At 67.0% G+C, this 17,370-nt stretch carries 19 protein-coding genes; 13 read left to right on the forward strand and 6 right to left on the reverse strand.

The genetic code is table 11. The features are described from left to right. Positions 1-17: 17 nt before the first annotated feature. From HZF05_RS07810 to HZF05_RS07820, 3 genes are all read left to right on the forward strand, one after another. A complete protein-coding gene (locus HZF05_RS07810) occupies positions 18-2,414 on the forward strand; it encodes a TonB-dependent receptor (RefSeq protein WP_160366234.1) in 2,397 nt (798 codons plus the stop codon). Positions 2,415-2,482: 68 nt separating this feature from the next. Beyond that, entirely contained in the window at positions 2,483-4,090 is a 1,608-nt protein-coding gene (gene treF, locus HZF05_RS07815; protein ID WP_160366235.1) for an alpha,alpha-trehalase TreF, read from the forward strand. A 182-nt stretch (positions 4,091-4,272) separates the two neighbouring features. Continuing rightward, positions 4,273-5,892: an NAD(P)/FAD-dependent oxidoreductase gene (locus HZF05_RS07820; RefSeq protein ID WP_160366236.1), complete on the forward strand. Its 1,620-nt coding sequence runs from the start codon at positions 4,273-4,275 to the stop codon at positions 5,890-5,892. Positions 5,893-5,996: 104 nt separating this feature from the next. Here HZF05_RS07820 and HZF05_RS07825 read toward each other — a convergent pair whose 3' ends face one another. After that, positions 5,997-6,368 (reverse strand): response regulator, encoded by a 372-nt coding sequence (locus HZF05_RS07825; protein ID WP_160366237.1) that lies wholly within the window; start codon positions 6,366-6,368, stop codon positions 5,997-5,999. A gap of 39 nt (positions 6,369-6,407) precedes the next feature. Here HZF05_RS07825 and HZF05_RS07830 point away from each other — a divergent pair, with 39 nt between their 5' ends. Genes HZF05_RS07830 through HZF05_RS07850 form a run of 5 tightly spaced genes read left to right on the forward strand, consistent with a single transcriptional unit; the run spans position 6,408 to position 9,689 of the window. After that, positions 6,408-6,680 (forward strand): DUF3572 domain-containing protein, encoded by a 273-nt coding sequence (locus tag HZF05_RS07830; RefSeq protein ID WP_160366238.1) that lies wholly within the window; start codon positions 6,408-6,410, stop codon positions 6,678-6,680. Continuing rightward, positions 6,677-7,327 (forward strand): HAD family hydrolase, encoded by a 651-nt coding sequence (locus HZF05_RS07835; protein ID WP_160366239.1) that lies wholly within the window; start codon positions 6,677-6,679, stop codon positions 7,325-7,327. Before HZF05_RS07830 ends, HZF05_RS07835 begins: the two co-directional genes overlap by 4 nt. Positions 7,328-7,337: 10 nt before the next feature. After that, positions 7,338-7,805, forward strand: a complete 468-nt coding sequence (locus HZF05_RS07840) for a RidA family protein (protein WP_160366240.1) — start codon at positions 7,338-7,340, stop codon at positions 7,803-7,805. Continuing rightward, complete coding sequence (locus tag HZF05_RS07845; RefSeq protein ID WP_160366241.1) at positions 7,777-8,559, forward strand: glycerophosphodiester phosphodiesterase family protein; 783 nt, start codon at positions 7,777-7,779, stop codon at positions 8,557-8,559. Before HZF05_RS07840 ends, HZF05_RS07845 begins: the two co-directional genes overlap by 29 nt. After that, positions 8,556-9,689 carry a GNAT family N-acetyltransferase gene (locus tag HZF05_RS07850; RefSeq protein ID WP_160366242.1) on the forward strand — a complete coding sequence of 378 codons (1,134 nt, stop codon included), beginning with the start codon at positions 8,556-8,558 and terminating at the stop codon, positions 9,687-9,689. Before HZF05_RS07845 ends, HZF05_RS07850 begins: the two co-directional genes overlap by 4 nt. A gap of 4 nt (positions 9,690-9,693) precedes the next feature. On the opposite strand, the gene HZF05_RS07855 is transcribed toward HZF05_RS07850, so the two are convergent. Both HZF05_RS07855 and panC read right to left on the reverse strand, forming a co-directional pair. Continuing rightward, complete coding sequence (locus HZF05_RS07855) at positions 9,694-9,987, reverse strand: SEL1-like repeat protein (protein ID WP_160366243.1); 294 nt, start codon at positions 9,985-9,987, stop codon at positions 9,694-9,696. A 102-nt stretch (positions 9,988-10,089) separates the two neighbouring features. Next, entirely contained in the window at positions 10,090-10,953 is an 864-nt protein-coding gene (gene panC / locus HZF05_RS07860) for a pantoate--beta-alanine ligase (RefSeq protein WP_160366244.1), read from the reverse strand. A 100-nt stretch (positions 10,954-11,053) separates the two neighbouring features. On the opposite strand from panC, the gene HZF05_RS07865 reads away from it, so the two are divergent. From HZF05_RS07865 to pgmG, 3 genes are read left to right on the forward strand one after another with little or no spacing between them, the layout of a single operon-like run. Next, a complete protein-coding gene (locus tag HZF05_RS07865) occupies positions 11,054-11,866 on the forward strand; it encodes a division plane positioning ATPase MipZ (RefSeq protein ID WP_160366245.1) in 813 nt (270 codons plus the stop codon). Between the two features lie 10 nt (positions 11,867-11,876). Next, entirely contained in the window at positions 11,877-12,137 is a 261-nt protein-coding gene (locus tag HZF05_RS07870) for a DnaJ domain-containing protein (RefSeq protein WP_160366246.1), read from the forward strand. Positions 12,138-12,173: 36 nt separating this feature from the next. Continuing rightward, positions 12,174-13,556, forward strand: a complete 1,383-nt coding sequence (pgmG, locus tag HZF05_RS07875; protein WP_160366247.1) for a phosphoglucomutase/phosphomannomutase PgmG — start codon at positions 12,174-12,176, stop codon at positions 13,554-13,556. 35 nt (positions 13,557-13,591) lie between these two features. Here pgmG and HZF05_RS07880 read toward each other — a convergent pair whose 3' ends face one another. After that, positions 13,592-13,969, reverse strand: a complete 378-nt coding sequence (locus HZF05_RS07880; RefSeq protein ID WP_160366248.1) for a DUF983 domain-containing protein — start codon at positions 13,967-13,969, stop codon at positions 13,592-13,594. 35 nt (positions 13,970-14,004) lie between these two features. On the opposite strand from HZF05_RS07880, the gene HZF05_RS07885 reads away from it, so the two are divergent. Together HZF05_RS07885 and HZF05_RS07890 are read left to right on the forward strand one after the other, a co-directional pair. Continuing rightward, positions 14,005-14,619, forward strand: a complete 615-nt coding sequence (locus HZF05_RS07885) for a TMEM175 family protein (protein WP_246331782.1) — start codon at positions 14,005-14,007, stop codon at positions 14,617-14,619. Between the two features lie 17 nt (positions 14,620-14,636). Beyond that, positions 14,637-15,944: a hypothetical protein gene (locus HZF05_RS07890; RefSeq protein WP_160366249.1), complete on the forward strand. Its 1,308-nt coding sequence runs from the start codon at positions 14,637-14,639 to the stop codon at positions 15,942-15,944. On the opposite strand, the gene HZF05_RS07895 is transcribed toward HZF05_RS07890, so the two are convergent. Together HZF05_RS07895 and HZF05_RS07900 are read right to left on the reverse strand one after the other, a co-directional pair. Beyond that, positions 15,923-16,921, reverse strand: a complete 999-nt coding sequence (locus HZF05_RS07895) for a ligase-associated DNA damage response exonuclease (RefSeq protein ID WP_160366288.1) — start codon at positions 16,919-16,921, stop codon at positions 15,923-15,925. The two genes, HZF05_RS07890 and HZF05_RS07895, sit on opposite strands and share 22 nt — an antisense overlap. A gap of 163 nt (positions 16,922-17,084) precedes the next feature. Further along, positions 17,085-17,264, reverse strand: coding sequence for a hypothetical protein (locus HZF05_RS07900; protein ID WP_160366250.1), 180 nt, complete (start codon positions 17,262-17,264; stop codon positions 17,085-17,087). Positions 17,265-17,370 lie beyond the last annotated feature (106 nt).

The following is a 17,370-nucleotide window of genomic DNA, read 5'->3' on the forward strand; positions in this document are numbered from 1 at the left end:
CTTCAGGAAGGAACGACATGACCCACAAGACCCTCCTCCTCGCGCTGCTGGCGGGCACCGCCACGCCGGCGCTGGCACAGGCTGACACCGCGCCTGCGCCCGCCGCAGCACCGGCATCCGAGCCGGTGCAGGAAATCGTCGTCACCGGCAACGCCAACCGCGAAGGCCTGCGCAAGCTCGACGCGAGCTACTCGATCTCCACCGCGTCCGCCGAGCAAATCCGCCAGGTCCAGCCGATCTCGACCGCCGACCTGCTCAAGATCGTACCGGGCGTGTGGGTGGAAACCTCGGGCGGCGAGAGCGGCGCCAACGTCTTCATCCGCGGCTTCCCCTCCTCGGGCGACGCGCCCTTCCTCACGCTGGAGATGAACGGATCGCCGATCATCGCCCCCTCCTCGCTCTCTTTCCTGGAAGACAGCTCGGTCTTCCGCATCGACGACACGGTGGAGCGCATGGAGGTGCTGCGCGGCGGCCCCAGCCCGATCTTCGCCAACGGCCAGCCCGGCGCCACCACCAACTTCATTCTGAAGGAAGGCACGCAGGATCCGCACCTCTCGCTGCGCGCCACCTACGGCACCGAGGGCACCTATCGCGGTGATTTCGTCGCGCAGGGCCCGATCGATCCGAACACCACCTACATGATCGGCGGCTTCTACCGCTATTCGGACGGCTATCGCCACACCGGCTTCACCGGCGATCTCGGCGGCCAGATCACCGGCAGCGTCACCCACAAGTTCGACGGCGGCAAGATCAACGTCTATGGCCGCTATCTCGACGACAAGAACGCCTTCTACACGCCGATGCCGCTGGCGACCGACGGCAATGGCCATGTCAGCACGCTGCCCGGCTTCGACGCGCGCGACGACACGCTCGTCGGCAAGGAGATCGAGAATACACAGATCGAGGTCGGGCCGAGCATAAACGGCGGGCCGACCCAGAAGAAGCAGGTCGATCTCTCCAGGGGCCGTGGTGCCAGGATCTACACCTTCGGATCGACCTTCAGCTACGATCTGGGAGGCGGCTTCACCGTCCAGAACAACATGAACTTCACCAAGGGCCAGGCCAACACCTTCGCGCTGTTCACGGGCGACAACCCGCAGACCGTCGACCAGTATCTGAACGGCCGCGCGGGCAGCGTGACCTATGCCGACAGCGGGCAGGCGCTCGCGGGCAATGCCGAGACGATCCAGGCCGGCATCTGGGCGGTGGAGAAGCACATCCAGAGCTTCACCGACGAGCTCAAGCTCTCCAAGGAGCTATTCGAGGGCAACACGCTGACGGTGGGCGGCTATTACGCCCACGTGAAGGACCACGACATCTGGAACCTGGGCAACAGCGTGCTGCTGGCGCTGGAGCCGCAGGCGCGCGTGCTCAACGCCAGCCTCGACGACGGCACCCAGCTGACCCGCGACGGCTTCACCAGCGCCAACAGCTACGACGTCAACGCGTACTACAAGAGCGACAACGTGGCGGGCTACGTCAGCGACGAATGGAAGATCGGCAAGCTGCGCATCGATGGCGGCGTCCGCGTCGAGCACACCAAGATCACCGATCATTCCGAGAACAGCTCGACCGGCGATCTCGATAACAATCCGCTCACCGCCTACAATAACAATGCCGCCTATCTGAACGGCACGTGGAGCGACCTTACCTACAAGAAGACGCAGGTTTCGTGGACGGTGGGCGCCGATTACGCGATCACCAACCGCCTCAACGCCTTCGTCCGCGCCAACCAGGGCGCGCTGCTCCCGCAGTTCGACGATCTGCGCAACAACTTCACCACGCCCGAGAACATCAAGCCGCAGAAGGCGCGCCAGTACGAGGTCGGCATCAAAACCTCGACGCATTATTACGATCTCTACCTCACCGGCTTCTACAACCGCTTCCACGACCTGCTGCTCACCCAGATCCTGGCGGACGGCTCCAGTGTGGTGGGTCTCTCCGGCTCGCGTGCCTACGGCGTCGAGTTCGAGGGCGCGGTGCGGCCGATCGAGGGCGTACAGATCGGCTTCCGGGGCGTCTACCAGAACGGCAAGTATCTCGATTACGCCACCAAGTCCGGCAATCAGGTGCCCCGCCAGCCGAAGTTCCAGTTCGCGATCATGCCGCAATACACGTTCCGCACCGATTGGGGTCAGGCGCGCGTGTTCGGCACGTACACGCACGTCGGCAAGCGTTTCGCCGACGATTCGAACCTCCAGCCGCTCGCCAAGTACGACACGCTGGATCTCGGCGCCTCGATCGACCTGAAGGAGAATTTCTCCATCCAGGCGACCGTCGAGAACGTCACCAACACGCTGGCGCTGACCGAGGGCAATGTCCGCACGCTGACCTCCGGCACGGACAACGGCTATTTCCTCGGCCGTCCGATCTTCGGGCGCCATGCGACCATCACTGCCGCCTACAAGTTCTGATAGCGTACCCCCAGCCTGCCGGCCGGAACCGCGTACATGTTCCGGCCGGCATTTTTACGAGTATTCCTATGAAGACTGCCCGCCTGCTCGCTTTTCTCCTCGCGGCGCTGGGGCTGATCGCCGCCGCGCCCGTCTTCGACCCGGCGACGAAGGTGATGGAGGTGTCGCGCGCGGCTGGTACGCCCGATGACGTCTATGGCCCGCTCTACAAGGCGGTCGAACTGGCGCACGTCTTCCCCGATTCCAAGACCTTCGCCGACATGGTGCCACGCGATCGTCCCGAGGCGATCATGGCGGCGTTCCGGTCCGAGAACCCGCAGGGCAAGGAGGCGCTCGCCGCCTTCGTGGCGAAACATTTCCGCAAGCTCGGCGACACCGACCAGCAGAAGCGCAGCATGCGCGAGCATATCAAGGCGCTCTGGCCGATCCTCGCCAGGCCGCCGATGGCGGTCGTCCCCGGCTCGTCGGCGATCCAGCTTCCCTACGCCTATGTCGTGGCGGGCGGGCGCTATCAGGAGATGTATTACTGGGACAGCTACTTCACGATGCTGGGCCTGAAGGCGGACGGTGAGCAGCCGCTGATCGATTCGATGCTCGCCAATTTCGTCTCGATGATCGAGCGCTACGGCCACGTCCCCAACGGCACGCGCACTTACTATCTCTCCCGCTCGCAGCCGCCCTTCCTGGCGCTGATGATGGACCTGTCGGACACGCATGATCCCGCGCTCGATCGCCAGCGGCTCGCTGCGCTGGAGGCCGAGCATGCCTATTGGATGGCCGGATCAACCTGCCTCGACGCGTCCGGCGCCTGCCAGCATGTCGTCAGGATGCCCGACGGCAGCCTGCTCAACCGCTATTGGGACGCCCGCGACGCCCCGCGCGACGAATCCTATGCCGAGGATGTCGCGACCACGGCGGCCGCAGCGCCGCGCCCCGTGAACCGCGACCTGCGCGCGGGAGCCGAGAGCGGCTGGGACTACAGCTCGCGCTGGCTCAAGGACGGCGGGACGCTCGCCACCATCCACGCCACCGACATCGTGCCGGTCGATCTCAACAGCCTGATGTGGAATCTGGAGATGTCGATCGCGCGGCGCTGCACGGCGCTCGGCGACACCGCCTGCGCGGCGGATTTCACCAAGCAGGCCGATGTCCGCAAGGCGGCGATCGCCAAGTACCTCTGGAGCGCGAAGGACAAGCGCTTCGCCGACTGGGACCGCTCGACCGCCAAGCCGACGTCCGCGATCAGCGCGGCGATCCTCTATCCGCTGTTCGTCGGCCTCGCGACGCCCGCGCAGGCCGATGCCACCGCGAAGCTGACGCAGGCGCAACTGCTGGCTCCGGGCGGCCTCAAGACGACAACCGTCCACACCGGCCAGCAATGGGACGAGCCCAATGGCTGGGCGCCGCTGCTGTGGGTCGGCGTCACCGGCCTCGATCGCTACGGCAAGACGACGCTCGCCGACACGCTGGCGCAGCGCTGGGTGAAGACGGTCTCCGCCTTCTACGCCTGCACCGGCCGCATGGTGGAGAAATACGACGTGGACAATGGACAGGCCGGCGGGGGGGGGGAATATCCCGTGCAGGACGGCTTCGGCTGGACCAACGGCGTGACGCGGAGCCTGCTCGACCGGCCGGGTATTGGGGCGTCTGTAGTGGAGGCTTGTCCTAAGGGCTGACCTGAAGCCCTCTCCCGCTTGCGGGAGAGGGTTGGGTGAGGGTCTTCTTCTTGGACGCGAGCGATACCGCTGAAAAAGAAGACCCTCACCCTCCCCATCGCTTACGCGACGGGGCCCCTCCTTCTCCCGCATGCGGGAGAAGGCCATTCGCGCCGCGCCCGAAATCCCGCTAAGGCGCCGCCATGCTCCGCCTGACCGAACTCAAGCTGCCGCTCGATCACCCGCCTGAGGCTCTGCCCGCCGCCATCGTCGCGCGGCTGGGCATCGCGGCAGACGAGATGATCGACTTCGCCGTCTGGCGGCGCGGCAACGATGCGCGCAAGAAGTCGGCGATCCTGCTGGTCTATACGGTCGACGTGACGCTGCGCGACGAGGGTGCGGTGCTCACCCGCTTCTCCGGCGACCAGCATGTCAGGCCGACGCCCGACACAAGCTATACCCCGCCTGTCACCGCGCCCACCGGATGGTCCGGCAAGCGCCCGGTGGTGATCGGCGCCGGTCCCTGCGGGCTGTTCGCCGGGCTGATCCTCGCGCAGATGGGCTTCCGCCCGATCATCGTCGATCGCGGCAAGGTGGTGCGCGAGCGGACGAAGGACACATGGGGCCTGTGGCGCCGATCCCGGCTCGACCCCGAGAGCAACGTCCAGTTCGGCGAGGGCGGCGCCGGCACCTTCTCCGACGGCAAGCTCTATTCGCAGATCAAGGATCCGCGCTTCCTCGGCCGCAAGGTGCTGGAGGAGTTCGTGAAAGCCGGCGCGCCCGAGGACATCCTCACCGAGGCGCACCCGCATATCGGCACGTTTCGGCTCGTCACGATGGTCGAGAGCATGCGCGAGACGATCCAGTCCTTAGGCGGAGAATATCGCTGGCAGCATCGCGTCGAGGATATCCTGATCGATACCCGGCTCGACGGCACACGCCGCATCGAAGGCCTGCGCTTCCAGACCGGCGAGACGCTGGAGGCGGACCATATCGTCCTCGCGGTCGGCCATTCGGCGCGCGACACGTTCGAGATGCTGCATGATCGCGGCGTCTATATCGAGGCCAAGCCCTTCTCGATCGGCGTTCGGATCGAGCATCCGCAAAGCTGGATCGACAAGGCGCGTTTCGGTGCCTGCGCGGGCAATCCGATCCTCGGGGCCGCTGCCTACGCCCTTTCTCATCACTGCAAGAACGGCCGGACGGTCTATAGCTTCTGCATGTGCCCCGGCGGGCGCGTGGTGGCGGCCACCTCCGAGGAAGGCCGCGTCGTCACCAACGGCATGAGCCAATATTCGCGCGCCGAGTTCAACGCCAATTCGGGCTTCGTCGTCGGCATCGACCCAGAGCGCGATTATCCCGGCCACCCCCTCGCCGGCATCGCCCTCCAGCGTGCGCTGGAGGAGAAGGCATTCGTGGCGGGCGGCTCCAGCTACGCCGCGCCGGGGCAGACGGTGGGCGATTTTCTTGCGGGCCGGGCCTCGACCAAATTCGGCGAGGTGCAGCCGAGCTACAAGCCCGGCGTGACGCCCACCGACCTCGCCACCATCCTGCCCGATTTCGTGGTGGAAGCCTTCCGCGAGGCTCTGCCGGTCTTCGGCCGCCAGATCGCCAATTACGATCACCCCGACGCGATGATGACCGGCGTCGAGACCCGCACTTCCTCGCCGATCCGCATCACGCGGGGCAAGGACGGCCAGAGCCTGACGCTTCCCGGCCTGTTCCCGGCGGGCGAGGGCGCGGGCTATGCCGGCGGCATCCTCTCGGCGGCGGTCGACGGGATCAAGGCGGCGGAGGCGGTGGCGCAGGCAATGGTCGGCTAACCCAAAGCCCGTTCGGGCTGAGCTTGTCGAAGCCCTGTCCTTCCTTCTTCCAGCGCTGAAAGAGAAGGGCAGCCCTTCGACAAGCACAGGGCGAACGGATGGGTTTATGGCGAGGGTGCCAGCCCCTCCACCGCCTCGATGAAGCGCATCAGCGAGATCGGCTTGGACACATAGGACGCCGCCCCCGCCGCCCGCGCCTTCTCCTCGTCGGCGGGCGAGGCGTAGGCTGTCACCGCCAGGATCGGGATCGCGGCCAGTTCCTCGTCCGCCTTCAGCGCCGCGATCAGCTCCAGCCCGCTGATGTGCGGCAGCTGGATGTCCATGATGATCAGGTCAGGCATCACCGCGCGTGCGGCCTCGATCGCCTCCAGCCCGTCGCGCACCGGTGTCGGCTCGTAGTCGTGGACCTCGAGCAGGTCGCAGAACAGCTTCAGATTGAGTTCGTTGTCCTCGACAACGAGCACCTTGCCCGGCAAAGCGGCAATCCTCCCCGAGAGAATGCAGAGAGATAGGCGATGCGCGCGGCCGACACAAACAATCCCGACAGCGCGACGCTGGCGCTCTCCGCGCTGGCCTGGACGCTCTCCGACCAGCCGCGCGCCGAGCGGCTGCTGGCGCTGACCGGGCTCGATTCGGATGAACTCCGCGCCCGCGCGACCGATCCGGGCCTGCTCGCCGCCGTCCTCACCTTCCTCGAATCACACGAGCCGGACCTGCTCGCCTGCGCCGATGCGCTGGACGTGACGCCCGAAGCCCTCGTCATTGCCCACAGGAATCTCGAAGCATGACCCGTCCCCTGCTGATCACCGACTGCGACGAGGTGCTGCTCCACATGGTCGCGCACTTCCGTGACTGGCTGGCCGAAGCGCACGGCATCGATTTCGCCGTCGAACATGAGAATTGGGGCGACGCGCTGGTCCGCAAGGAAACCGGCGAGAAGGTGGCGATGGAAGAGGTGTGGCCCTTCGTCGACGGCTTCTTCGACACCGAGATGGAGCGGCAGACCCCGGTGAAGGGCGTGATCGAGGCGCTCGACCGGATCACCGCGCACGCCGATATCGTGGTGCTGACCAACCTGCCTGATCACCGCCGCCAGCCGCGGATCGACCAACTCGCCCGCCACGGCATCGGGCATGAGGTCTATACGAACCAGGGCGGCAAGGGCGAGGCGCTCAACGCCATCCTCGAAGCCCATAAGCCGCCGGTGGCGCTGTTCGTGGACGATCTCTCCTACCAGCATCATTCGGTCGCGAAGGCGGCGCCGCAGGTCTGGCGGCTGCACATGGTCGCGGAGCCGCTGGTGGCACAGCACCGGCCCAAGGCGGCCGATGCCCATGCCCGCATCGACGACTGGGCGGAGGCGGCGGACTGGATCCTCGCACGCTTCGCGGCGGGGCAGCCTGCGCCCTTGACCGAATCCGTGAACGAGGCCTAGCGCTCGGCCCATGGATATCGACGCGAAGCTGGCCGAGCTGGGCCTCACTCTCCCGAAAGCGGCGGCCCCGGTCGCGGCCTATGTGCCGGCGGTCGAGGCGGGCGGGCTGCTCCATATCTCCGGACAGATCCCCTTCACCGAGACCGGCGAGTTGATCACCGGCCGGCTCGATACGGTCGACGATATCGCCAAGGGTCAGGAGGCCGCGAAGCGCTGCGGCCTGATGCTGGTGGCGCAGATGAAGGCCGCACTGGGCGGATCGCTCGATCGGGTCGAGCGGATCGTCAAGCTCGGCGGCTTCGTCGCCTCGGGGCCGGATTTTGTCGATCAGCCCAAGGTGGTCAACGGCGCGTCCGAACTGATGGTCGCGATCTTCGGCGAGGCCGGCAAGCATGCCCGCTCGGCCGTGGGTGTCGCCGCCCTGCCGCTCGACGTCTCGGTGGAAGTGGATGCGATCGTCGCCCTTCGCGGCGCTTGACCGGAGGCTCGTCGCGCCGCCGGATCCGGCCCGCGTCGGCTTTCTACATTCCCACGACATCGCGCATCGCGGTCTGTGGGGCGGCCCGGTGCCGGAAAACAGCCTCGCCGCCGCGCGCGCGGCGGTGCAGGGCGGCTTCGGCATCGAATGCGACGTCCGCCTGTCGCGTGACGGCACCGTCATGGTCTTCCACGATGCCGATACCGAGCGGCTGACCGGCCGCGCCGGCCGCATTGCCAACATGACGACGCACGATATCCAGGCGCTCCGCCTCGGCGGCGGCGAGGAACGGGTGCCGACGCTCGCCCAGTTCACCGGCCTGATCGCGGGGCGCGTGCCGCTGCTGATCGAGATCAAGACCGATACGCTGGCGCAGACCGCGCCGCTCTGCCTTGCGGTGCGCCGTGTGCTGGAGGGCTATCGCGGGCCGGTGGCGGTGATGGGCTTCAACCCAGAGGTCGGCCGCTGGTTTCTTAGCCACGCGCCGAAGATCGTGCGCGGGCTGGTGATGACCGAGCATCGCGAGAGCCGAGCCCGCGCGATTCGCGACGCGATCACGCGGCGCCTTGCGGTCCGGCGGGCAAGACCCGATTTCCTGGGCTATGACGTGCGCTTCCTCCCTTCGTCCCTGCCCGGCGCTCTTCGGAAGAAGGGACTGCCGGTCTTGAGCTGGACGGTACGCAGCGAGGCCGATCGTGCGACGGTGGCGGCGCATGCCGATCGGCCGATCTTCGAACGGCCCCGCACGGCATGAGCGAGATCTTCGCGCGCGTCGCGCCCAGCATCGGATCGATCGCGGCGGCGGACTGGGACGCCTGTGCCGGCCCCGACAATCCCTTCCTCAGCCACGCCTTCCTCTCGGCGCTGGAGGATTCGGGCAGCGCCGTCTCGCGCGCCGGCTGGCAGCCGGTGCCGATCATCGTCGACGGGGACGACGGCAAGCCCGACGGCATCCTCCCGGCCTACGCCAAGAGCCACAGCCAAGGCGAATATGTCTTCGACCACGCCTGGGCCGATGCGTGGCAGCGCGCCGGCGGAGATTATTATCCCAAGCTCCAGATCGCGGTGCCCTTCACGCCCGTCCCCGGTCCGCGCCTGCTGCTGCGCGATCCCGCCGCCGCGCCCGCCTTGATCGCGGCGGCCGAGGCGATGGTCGGCGAGCACGACCTTTCCTCCGCACATGCCACCTTCATCACCGAGGAGCAGAAGCCGTTTTTCGAGGCGGCGGGGTGGATGATCCGCACGGGGAGCCAGTTCCACTGGCACAATGAGGGCTACCGCGATTTCGGCGATTTTCTCGCGGCGCTTTCATCCCGCAAGCGCAAGGCGATCCGCAAGGAGCGCGAGGCGGCGCAGGCCGAAGTCGAGATCCGCCACCTGACCGGCACCGAGATCGGCGAAGCCGAATGGGATGCCTTCTGGGCCTTCTACCAGGACACCGGCAGCCGCAAATGGGGCCAGCCCTATCTCACCCGCCCGTTCTTCACGATGCTGGGCGAACGGATGGGCGATCGGGCGCTGCTGATGCTCGCCTATCGCCACGGACAGCCGGTAGCGGGCGCGCTCAATCTGATCGGCGGCGACACGCTCTACGGGCGCTACTGGGGCTGCACGGAAGAGATACCCTTCCTCCATTTCGAGCTCTGCTACTATCAGGCGATCGATGCCGCGATCACGCACGGGCTGAGCCGCGTGGAGGCGGGCGCCCAGGGCGAGCACAAGCTCGCGCGCGGCTACCGGCCGGTACCGACCTGGTCAGCGCATTACATCCCGCATGCCGGATTCCGGCGGGCGGTGGAGGATTTCATCGTGCGCGAGCGGCGCGCGATGGAGGAACAGATCGAGCTGCTCGACGAAATGGCGCCCTTCCGAAAGGAAGGGTGACGCCTCAGGCGGCGCGGCGCTGGTGCGTGGCAAGCCAGGCGCGGGCCATCTTCTGGGCCTCGACGATTTCGCGCGCGGTCATCTCGTCGGCGATCTCGGCGCGCATCTCCTGCGCTTCGATCGAACCCGCCGCGCAGGCGAGGTTGAACCATTTGTGCGCCTCGATCAGGTCGATCTCGACCCCGCGGCTGCCGGTCGAATAGGCGATGCCCAGTTCGAACAATGTCTCGGGATCGAACGCGGCCTCGGCGAGGCGGCTCTCGATCAGGAAGGCGGCGGATTTGAAACTGCTTGCCATCTGCGTTGATCCTTTTCCACGCAGCTGGTTTTGGCGGCTCACAGCAAACAAATGGTTAACGCCGAAATTAGCGCGCTCTAGACGATAGTCGAAACGGCCGCGTTACTTGCTGGGACTTACCGATACTGTGACCGGCAGATTGTCGATCAACCGCGCATTACCCATCCGCGCGGCCGCGAGCAGCCGTGCCGGCCGTTCACCCAGCGCCTCGATCGGTGCCAGCGTCTCGGCATCACGCAGCGAGACATAGTCGATCGGATCGAAACCCGCTTCCGACAGCCGCGCCACGGCGGCCGTCAGCGCACCCGCCACCGGTTCGCCCTTGCCGATCGCCGCTGCCGCCTCGCCCAGCGAGCGCGGCAGGATGCGCGCCTTGGCCAGTTCATCCTCGGTCAGATAGGCGTTGCGCGAAGAGAGGGCGAGGCCCTGATCGTCCCGCACCGTCGGCACGCCGACGATGTCCAGTTCCAGATCGAGATCGGTCGCCATGCGCCGGACGACGGCCAACTGCTGCCAGTCCTTCTCGCCGAACAGCGCGACATCCGGCTTCACCTGGTTGAACAGCTTGAGCACCACCGTGGCGACCCCATCGAAATGGCCGGGCCGCGCGGCGCCGTCGAGCACCTCGGACACGCCCGAAACCGAGACATTGGTGGCGAAGCCGTCCGGATACATCTCCTCTATCGTCGGCGCCCACAGGATCGTGGCGTTCGCCTTTTCCAGCAGCTGGGCATCGGCGCGCTCGCGGCGCGGATATCGATCGAGATCCTCATTCGGCGCGAACTGCCTGGGGTTCACGAAGATAGAGGTCACCACCACGTCCGCGCGGCGTAGCCCCTCCTCGACGAGCGCGAGATGACCGGCGTGGAGCGCGCCCATCGTCGGCACCAGGGCGATTCGCTTGCCTTCGCTCCGATACTCCCGAACGGCATCCCGAAGGACGCTGAGTTCACGGATGATTTGCACGGGCGACGGCCCTCCGATATGGCTGGGGCAGGCTCTGTGCGGCGGCATCGGGGTCAAATCAAGGGCCGCCGGTAGCCGAGTGGGGACAAATTCGAGACTTATGACACAACGCGCGCATCTGATCGTTTTCGCCAATGAAAAGGGCGGCACCGGCAAATCGACCACCGCCGTGCACGTCGCCGTGGCGCTCGCTGCCCAAGGCCGCCGGGTCGCCGCGATCGACCTTGACACCCGCCAGCGCACCTTCGTCCGCTATCTGGAGAACCGCACCGCCACCGCGCGGCGCGAGGGCGCCGAGCTCGCCACGCCGCGCTTCGAGGTGTTCGATCCGGAGAAGGACGCCAACATCCTCGGCCGCATCGATGCGCTGTCCGAGGATGCCGAATTCGTCATCGTCGACACGCCCGGCCGCGACGACGCCTATGCGATGAAGGCGGTGACGCGCGCGGACACGCTGGTGACGCCGATCAACGACAGCTTCATCGATCTGGACCTGATCGGCCAGGTCGATCCCGATACCTACCGGATCAAGCGCCCGAGCTTCTACGCCGAGATCGTGTGGGATGCGCGCAAGGTGCGCGCCAAGACCGATGGCGGCACGGTCGACTGGGTGGTTCTGCGCAACCGCCTCCAGCACCTCGAGGCGAAGAACATGCGCCGCGTGGGGCAGGCGGTGGACGAGCTTTCCAGGCGCGTCGGCTTCCGCGTGATCCCGGGCCTCGGCGAGCGCGTGATCTATCGCGAGCTCTTCCCCAAGGGGCTGACCCTGCTCGATCTCGGCGCGATCAAGGAGGTGGGCCTGAGCCACGTCGCCGCGCGGCAGGAACTGCGCGAGATGGTGTCCGGCCTGCAGCTCCCCGAGCCGCCCGATCTCTTCAACCGCCCGGCGGTTCCTGTCGCCGCTTCGGCTTGAGCGGCGGCCCGTGAAGTTCCTCGTCGCGCTCGCCGTCATTGCCGCGATCTGGTGGCTGGGGCAGCGTCGCAAACAGGCGGTGCTGACAAGCGCCGAGGCGCGCGATCTGCTCGGCGTCTCGACGCGCGCCGGCGAGGAGGAGATCCGCGCCGCGCATCGTCGCCTGATCGGCCGCGTCCACCCCGATGCCGGCGGATCGGATGCGCTGGCCCGTCGCGTCAATGCGGCGCGCGACATTCTTGTCGCGGAATTGAACCAGAATCGTCGCTAAGAGTCTGATCGCCACACCTCCAGGGAGACCCGCCACATGACCCATCGTTTCGATCCGACGTCGCTTCGCGAGTATGACATCCGGGGCATCGTCGGGAAGGCGCTGGGTCCGGCGGATGCCACCGCGATCGGGCGCGGTTTCGGTACTCGCGTGCGCCGCGCGGGCGGCACGCGGGTGGCGGTCGGCTATGACGGGCGTACCCATTCGCCCTTGCTGGAGGCGGCGCTGGTCGACGGCCTCACCAAATCGGGCGTCGATGTCGTCCGCATCGGCCTCGGCCCCACGCCGATGCTCTATTATGCCGAGGCGACGCTGGAGGTGGACGGCGGCATCCAGATCACCGGCAGTCACAATCCTGGCGATTACAACGGCTTCAAGATGGTGCTGCAGCACAAGCCTTTCTTCGGCGCCGACATCCAGAATCTCGGCAAGCTCGCCGAGGAGGGTGACTGGGAAGAGGGCAGCGGCTCGATCTCCAACTACGAGATCATGGAGGATTATGTCGCGCGGCTGATGGCGGGTTATGCCGGCGGCGCGTTCAGGATCGGTTGGGATGCGGGCAACGGCGCGGCCGGCCCGATCGTCGATCGCCTCGTCAAGCTGCTGCCCGGCGAGCATCACACGCTCTACACCGAGGTGGACGGCACCTTCCCCAACCACCATCCCGATCCCACCGAGGAGAAGAATCTCGCCGACCTGAAGGCGCTGGTGAAGGAGAAGGGACTGGATTTCGGTATCGCCTTCGACGGAGACGGAGACCGTATCGGCGCGGTGGACGGCGAAGGCCGGGTGGTGTGGGGCGACCAGCTGCTCGCCATCCTCGCCGAGCCGGTGCTGCGCGAGCTTCCCGGCGCGACGATCATCGCCGACGTGAAAGCGAGCCAGGCGCTCTACGATCGCATTGCCGAACTGGGCGGCACGCCGCTGATGTGGAAGACCGGCCACTCGTTGATCAAGACCAAGATGAAGGAGACCAACTCCCCGCTCGCCGGCGAGATGAGCGGGCATGTCTTCTTCGCGCATGACTATTACGGCTTCGACGACGCGCTCTATGCGGCGATCCGGCTGATCCGCGCGGTGCGGGTAATGGGCGGCTCGCTGACCACGATCAAGTCGGCGATGCCGGCGATGATCAACACGCCAGAGATGCGCTTTCAGTCCTCCGAAGACCGCAAGTTCAAGGTGGTGGACGAGGTGCTGGATCGGCTCGCGGCGGATGGCGCCGACGTCAACCGCACCGACGGCGCGCGCGTGAACACGCCGGACGGCTGGTGGCTGCTCCGCGCGTCCAACACGCAGGATGTGCTGGTCGCCCGCGCCGAGGCCAAGGACGAGGCCGGGCTGGAGCGGCTGATGGGCCAGATCAACGACCAGCTCGCCAAGAGCGGCGTGGAGCCGGTGCTGGCCGCCGGCCACTAACCCCGAACCCTCTCCCGCCGCCGGGTGGGAGAGGGTTATTGCTTGGCGAACCCGCCCATCCGGAGCGCCCATTGCGCGCCGATCACCGCGCCTTTGGCGGGGCGGATCATCAGCACCGCGATTAGCACGGCCAGCACGCACCAGCCGACCATCTGAGACCAGAGCGGCAGGTCCCATGCCATGTTGACCAACACCACGATCGGCACCAGCAGATGGCCGAGCACCAGAATCACCAGATAGGCCGGGAAATCGTCGGCGCGTTGCGGCGTCAGATCCTCCTGGCAGACCGAACATTCCCTGGCGGACCTAAGCCCGCCGTCGAACAGCCGGCCCTTGCCGCAATGCGGGCAGCGCCCCGCGAGCCCGAGCAGGATCGCGTGCTTCGTATCCCGCTGTGCCGATCTTGTGTCCATGCGCACGTCCTAGCATGGTGGCGCAGGATTGTCGCTTGGACGAATTGTCGCAGCCGGGGGAGCACGTGAAGACCGAACGGATGACCGCCTTCACCGATGGCGTGGTCGCGATCATCATCACCATCATGGTGCTGGAGCTGAAGGTGCCGGAAAGCGCCGATCTCAAGGGCCTGCTCGGCGCCGCGCCGATCCTCGCCGCCTACGTGCTGAGCTACATCAATGTCGGCCTCTATTGGAACAACCACCACCATCTGCTGCAGACGGCCGATCACATCGACGGCCGGTCGCTATGGGCCAACCTGTTCCTGCTGTTCTGGTTGAGCCTCGTCCCCTTCGTGATCCGCTGGATCGACGAAGCGGGTTTCGTTGCCCTTCCTGTGGCCGCCTATGGCTTCGTCCTCGGCCTTTCCGGCGCCTCCTATCTCTGGCTCCAGCGCGAGATCATTCGCGTCAACGGCGGCCCTGATTCGCATCTCGCCCGTGCGCTTGGGCCGGACTGGAAGGGGCGGCTGTCGCTCGCCGGCTACACGGTCGCCACGATCGCCGCCTTCTTCGCGCCAAGGCTGGCGATCGCCGTGTACGTCGTGATCGCATGCATATGGCTCATCCCCGATCGCCGGATCGAACGACGGTTGACAGATTCGGCCTGAACCGCGACCGTCCCACCATGCCCGACCTGTTCCGGCGCCTCGCTTCCTGGCCGCTGGCAGCCCGCATCGTCCTCCTGCTCGCGCTCGCCATCGGTCTGGCGGAGCGCATCGGCTGGGCGATGGCGCGCCGGACGATGTGGGCGACGGGCGAGGCCACCAACGTTGCCATGGCGCTGGCGCACGGGCGCGGCTTCTCCGATGCCTTCTGGGCGGGACAGGGCCCGACCGCGCACCTGCTGCCGATCGCGCCGGCCATCGCCGGACTGGTCTATCGGCTGTTCGGCGATCTCACCCCGCTGTCGGAGACGATCCTGTGCGCCTGGTCGATTGGGCTGACCTTCGGCAATTACGCGCTGGTCTATGCGATTGCGCGGCGACTCGGCACACCGCGCTCGGCGGCGCTCGGTGCGCTCTGCGTCCTGTTGGTGGCGCCGATCTACACCACCAACGAAGCCTTCGAATGGCGAGTATGGGAAGGCGGGCTCGGCCTGCTCTGCGCCAACCTGCTGCTCTGGATGGTGGTGCGCGCGGAAACGGGTGCCCCGCCCCGCCGCCTCGGCCTCTGGCTGGCGCTGCTGCCGGCGCTCACCTTCTTCATCAACCCGCCGTTGGGCCTGTGCGCCTATGCCGGCTGGGCGCTCTACCTCTGGCGCAACCGCCGCACGCCCGCCGCGATCGCCAAGGCGGCGGCGGCGACCGTGCTGGTGCTGGCGCTGATGATCGGTCCTTGGACGCTGCGGAACTGGCGGGCTATGGGCGCCTTCATCCCGCTGCGCGACAATCTCGGCATGGAGCTGGCGGTCGCCAACCACCCCGCCGCCGTCACCAGCACCGATCGCGACAAGACCTTCCTCGCGCGGCTGACGGCGATCCAGCCCTATATCCATCCGCCGGCGCAGCGCGCACTGGTCGCTGCCGGCGGCGAGGTGGCCTATGCCAAACTGCTGGGCGCGCAGACGAGGGCATGGATCGCTGCCCATCCGGGCGACTTCCTGACCCTCTGCCGCCGCCATCTCGGCCAGATGGTCTTTCCGGGCACCTGGATGTTTATGACGAGCCACGGCAAGAATCTGCCGATCGTCCGCTCGATCCTGGCGCGGGCGGTGGCCGTGCTGGGGCTGCTGGGGCTGATCGTGGCGCTGGCGCGGAGACACTGGCGGTTCCTCTACGTGCTGCCCTTTGTCGCCGTGCCGATCCTCGTCTATGTGCCGTTCCAGCCGGTGATCCGCTATTGCTGGCTGGTCTATCCGATCGAGGCGATGCTGGCGGCGAGCCTCATCGGGCGGCTGGCCCGTGCCCGGCCTCAATCATCCTCGTCCTCGTAGCCGACCAAAGCCAGCGCGCGCGCCTTGATCTGGCGGGTCATGCACCAGTGGACGAGCGCCTCCTCGCGCCCGTGCGTGACCCATAATTCCTGCGGTGCGAGCTCCTTCACGGTCGCGGTCAACTCGTCCCAGTCGGCATGGTCGGAGACGACTAGCGGCAGCTCGACGTTGCGTTGCCGCGCGCGCTGACGAACCCGCATCCAGCCCGACGCCATGGCAGTGATCGGATCGGGCAGGCGGCGCGACCAGCGGTCGTTGATGGCGCCGGGCGGGCACATCACGATCCTGCCGCGCAGCTGCTCCTTCGAAACGGCGGTGGCGGAGACGAGCTCGCCGAGATCGACCCCCAGTTCCTGATAGAGCGTGCACAGCCGCTCCATCGCGCCATGGATGTAGATCGGGTCGTCGTGGCCGCGCAGGCGAAGCTCCGCGATCAGCCGCTGCGCCTTGCCGAGCGCATAGGCGCCGACCAGCACGCACCGATCGGGATTGGCGTGGAGCGCCTCAAGCAGCCGGTCGACCTCGGCACCGGTATCGGGGTGGCGAAAGACGGGAAGGCCGAAGGTCGCCTCGGTGACGAAGATGTCGCACGGCACCGGCTCGAAGGGGGCGCAGGTGGGATCGGAGCGGCGCTTGTAGTCGCCCGAGACGACGATGCGCTCGCCTTTGTGCTCCAGCACGATCTGCGCCGAGCCCAGCACATGCCCGGCCGGGACGAAGCGGGCGGTGACGTCGCCGAGGCTGACCGTCTCGCCATAGGCCACGCTCTGCCCGGATTGCGGGCCGTAGCGCGTCTCCATGATCGCCAGCGTCTCGGGCGTCGCCAGCACCGCGCCGTGGCCGCCGCGCGCATGATCGGCATGCCCGTGGGTGACGAGCGCGCGCGGCACCGGCTGCGAGGGATCGATCCACGCATCGGCTGCGGGCACGTAGATCCCCTGCGGGTGCGGTTCGATCCAGGCGCCGATACGGGACATCAAGGTGAGATGGATGGCGGGCACTTAAGTTCCTCCCCAAGCTTCTCTTGGGGAGGGGGACCGCCGCCGCAGGCGGTGGTGGAGGGGCTGGCGCGGCGCATTTCCCCTCCACCACGCTTTGCGTGGTCGCCCTCCCCGAACAGGCTCGGGGAGGAATTGAGCGTTACCGCAATTTCGCGATCTTCAGGCCGTCCTGCCTGGCGCGCGCCTGCACCGATTCCTCGCTGCGGGTGAGCGCCTTGCCGATCGCCTTAAGTGCCATGCCCTTAGCGGCGAGGCGGTGGAGCTTCTGGACCTCGTCGGTGGTCCAGGGCTGCTTGTGGCGGACGAAACCCTCGGCCATGCGCCTACTCCGCGATCACCTTGCCCTTGGTCGAAGGATTGGCGGCGATCACCTTCTTCTCTTTCTCCTTCTTGGGCTTGCGGGTTTCCTTGTTGCTCTTCACCTG

Source organism: Sphingomonas chungangi (assembly GCF_013778325.1).
GTDB classification, from domain to species: Bacteria; Pseudomonadota; Alphaproteobacteria; order Sphingomonadales; family Sphingomonadaceae; genus Solisphingomonas; species Solisphingomonas chungangi.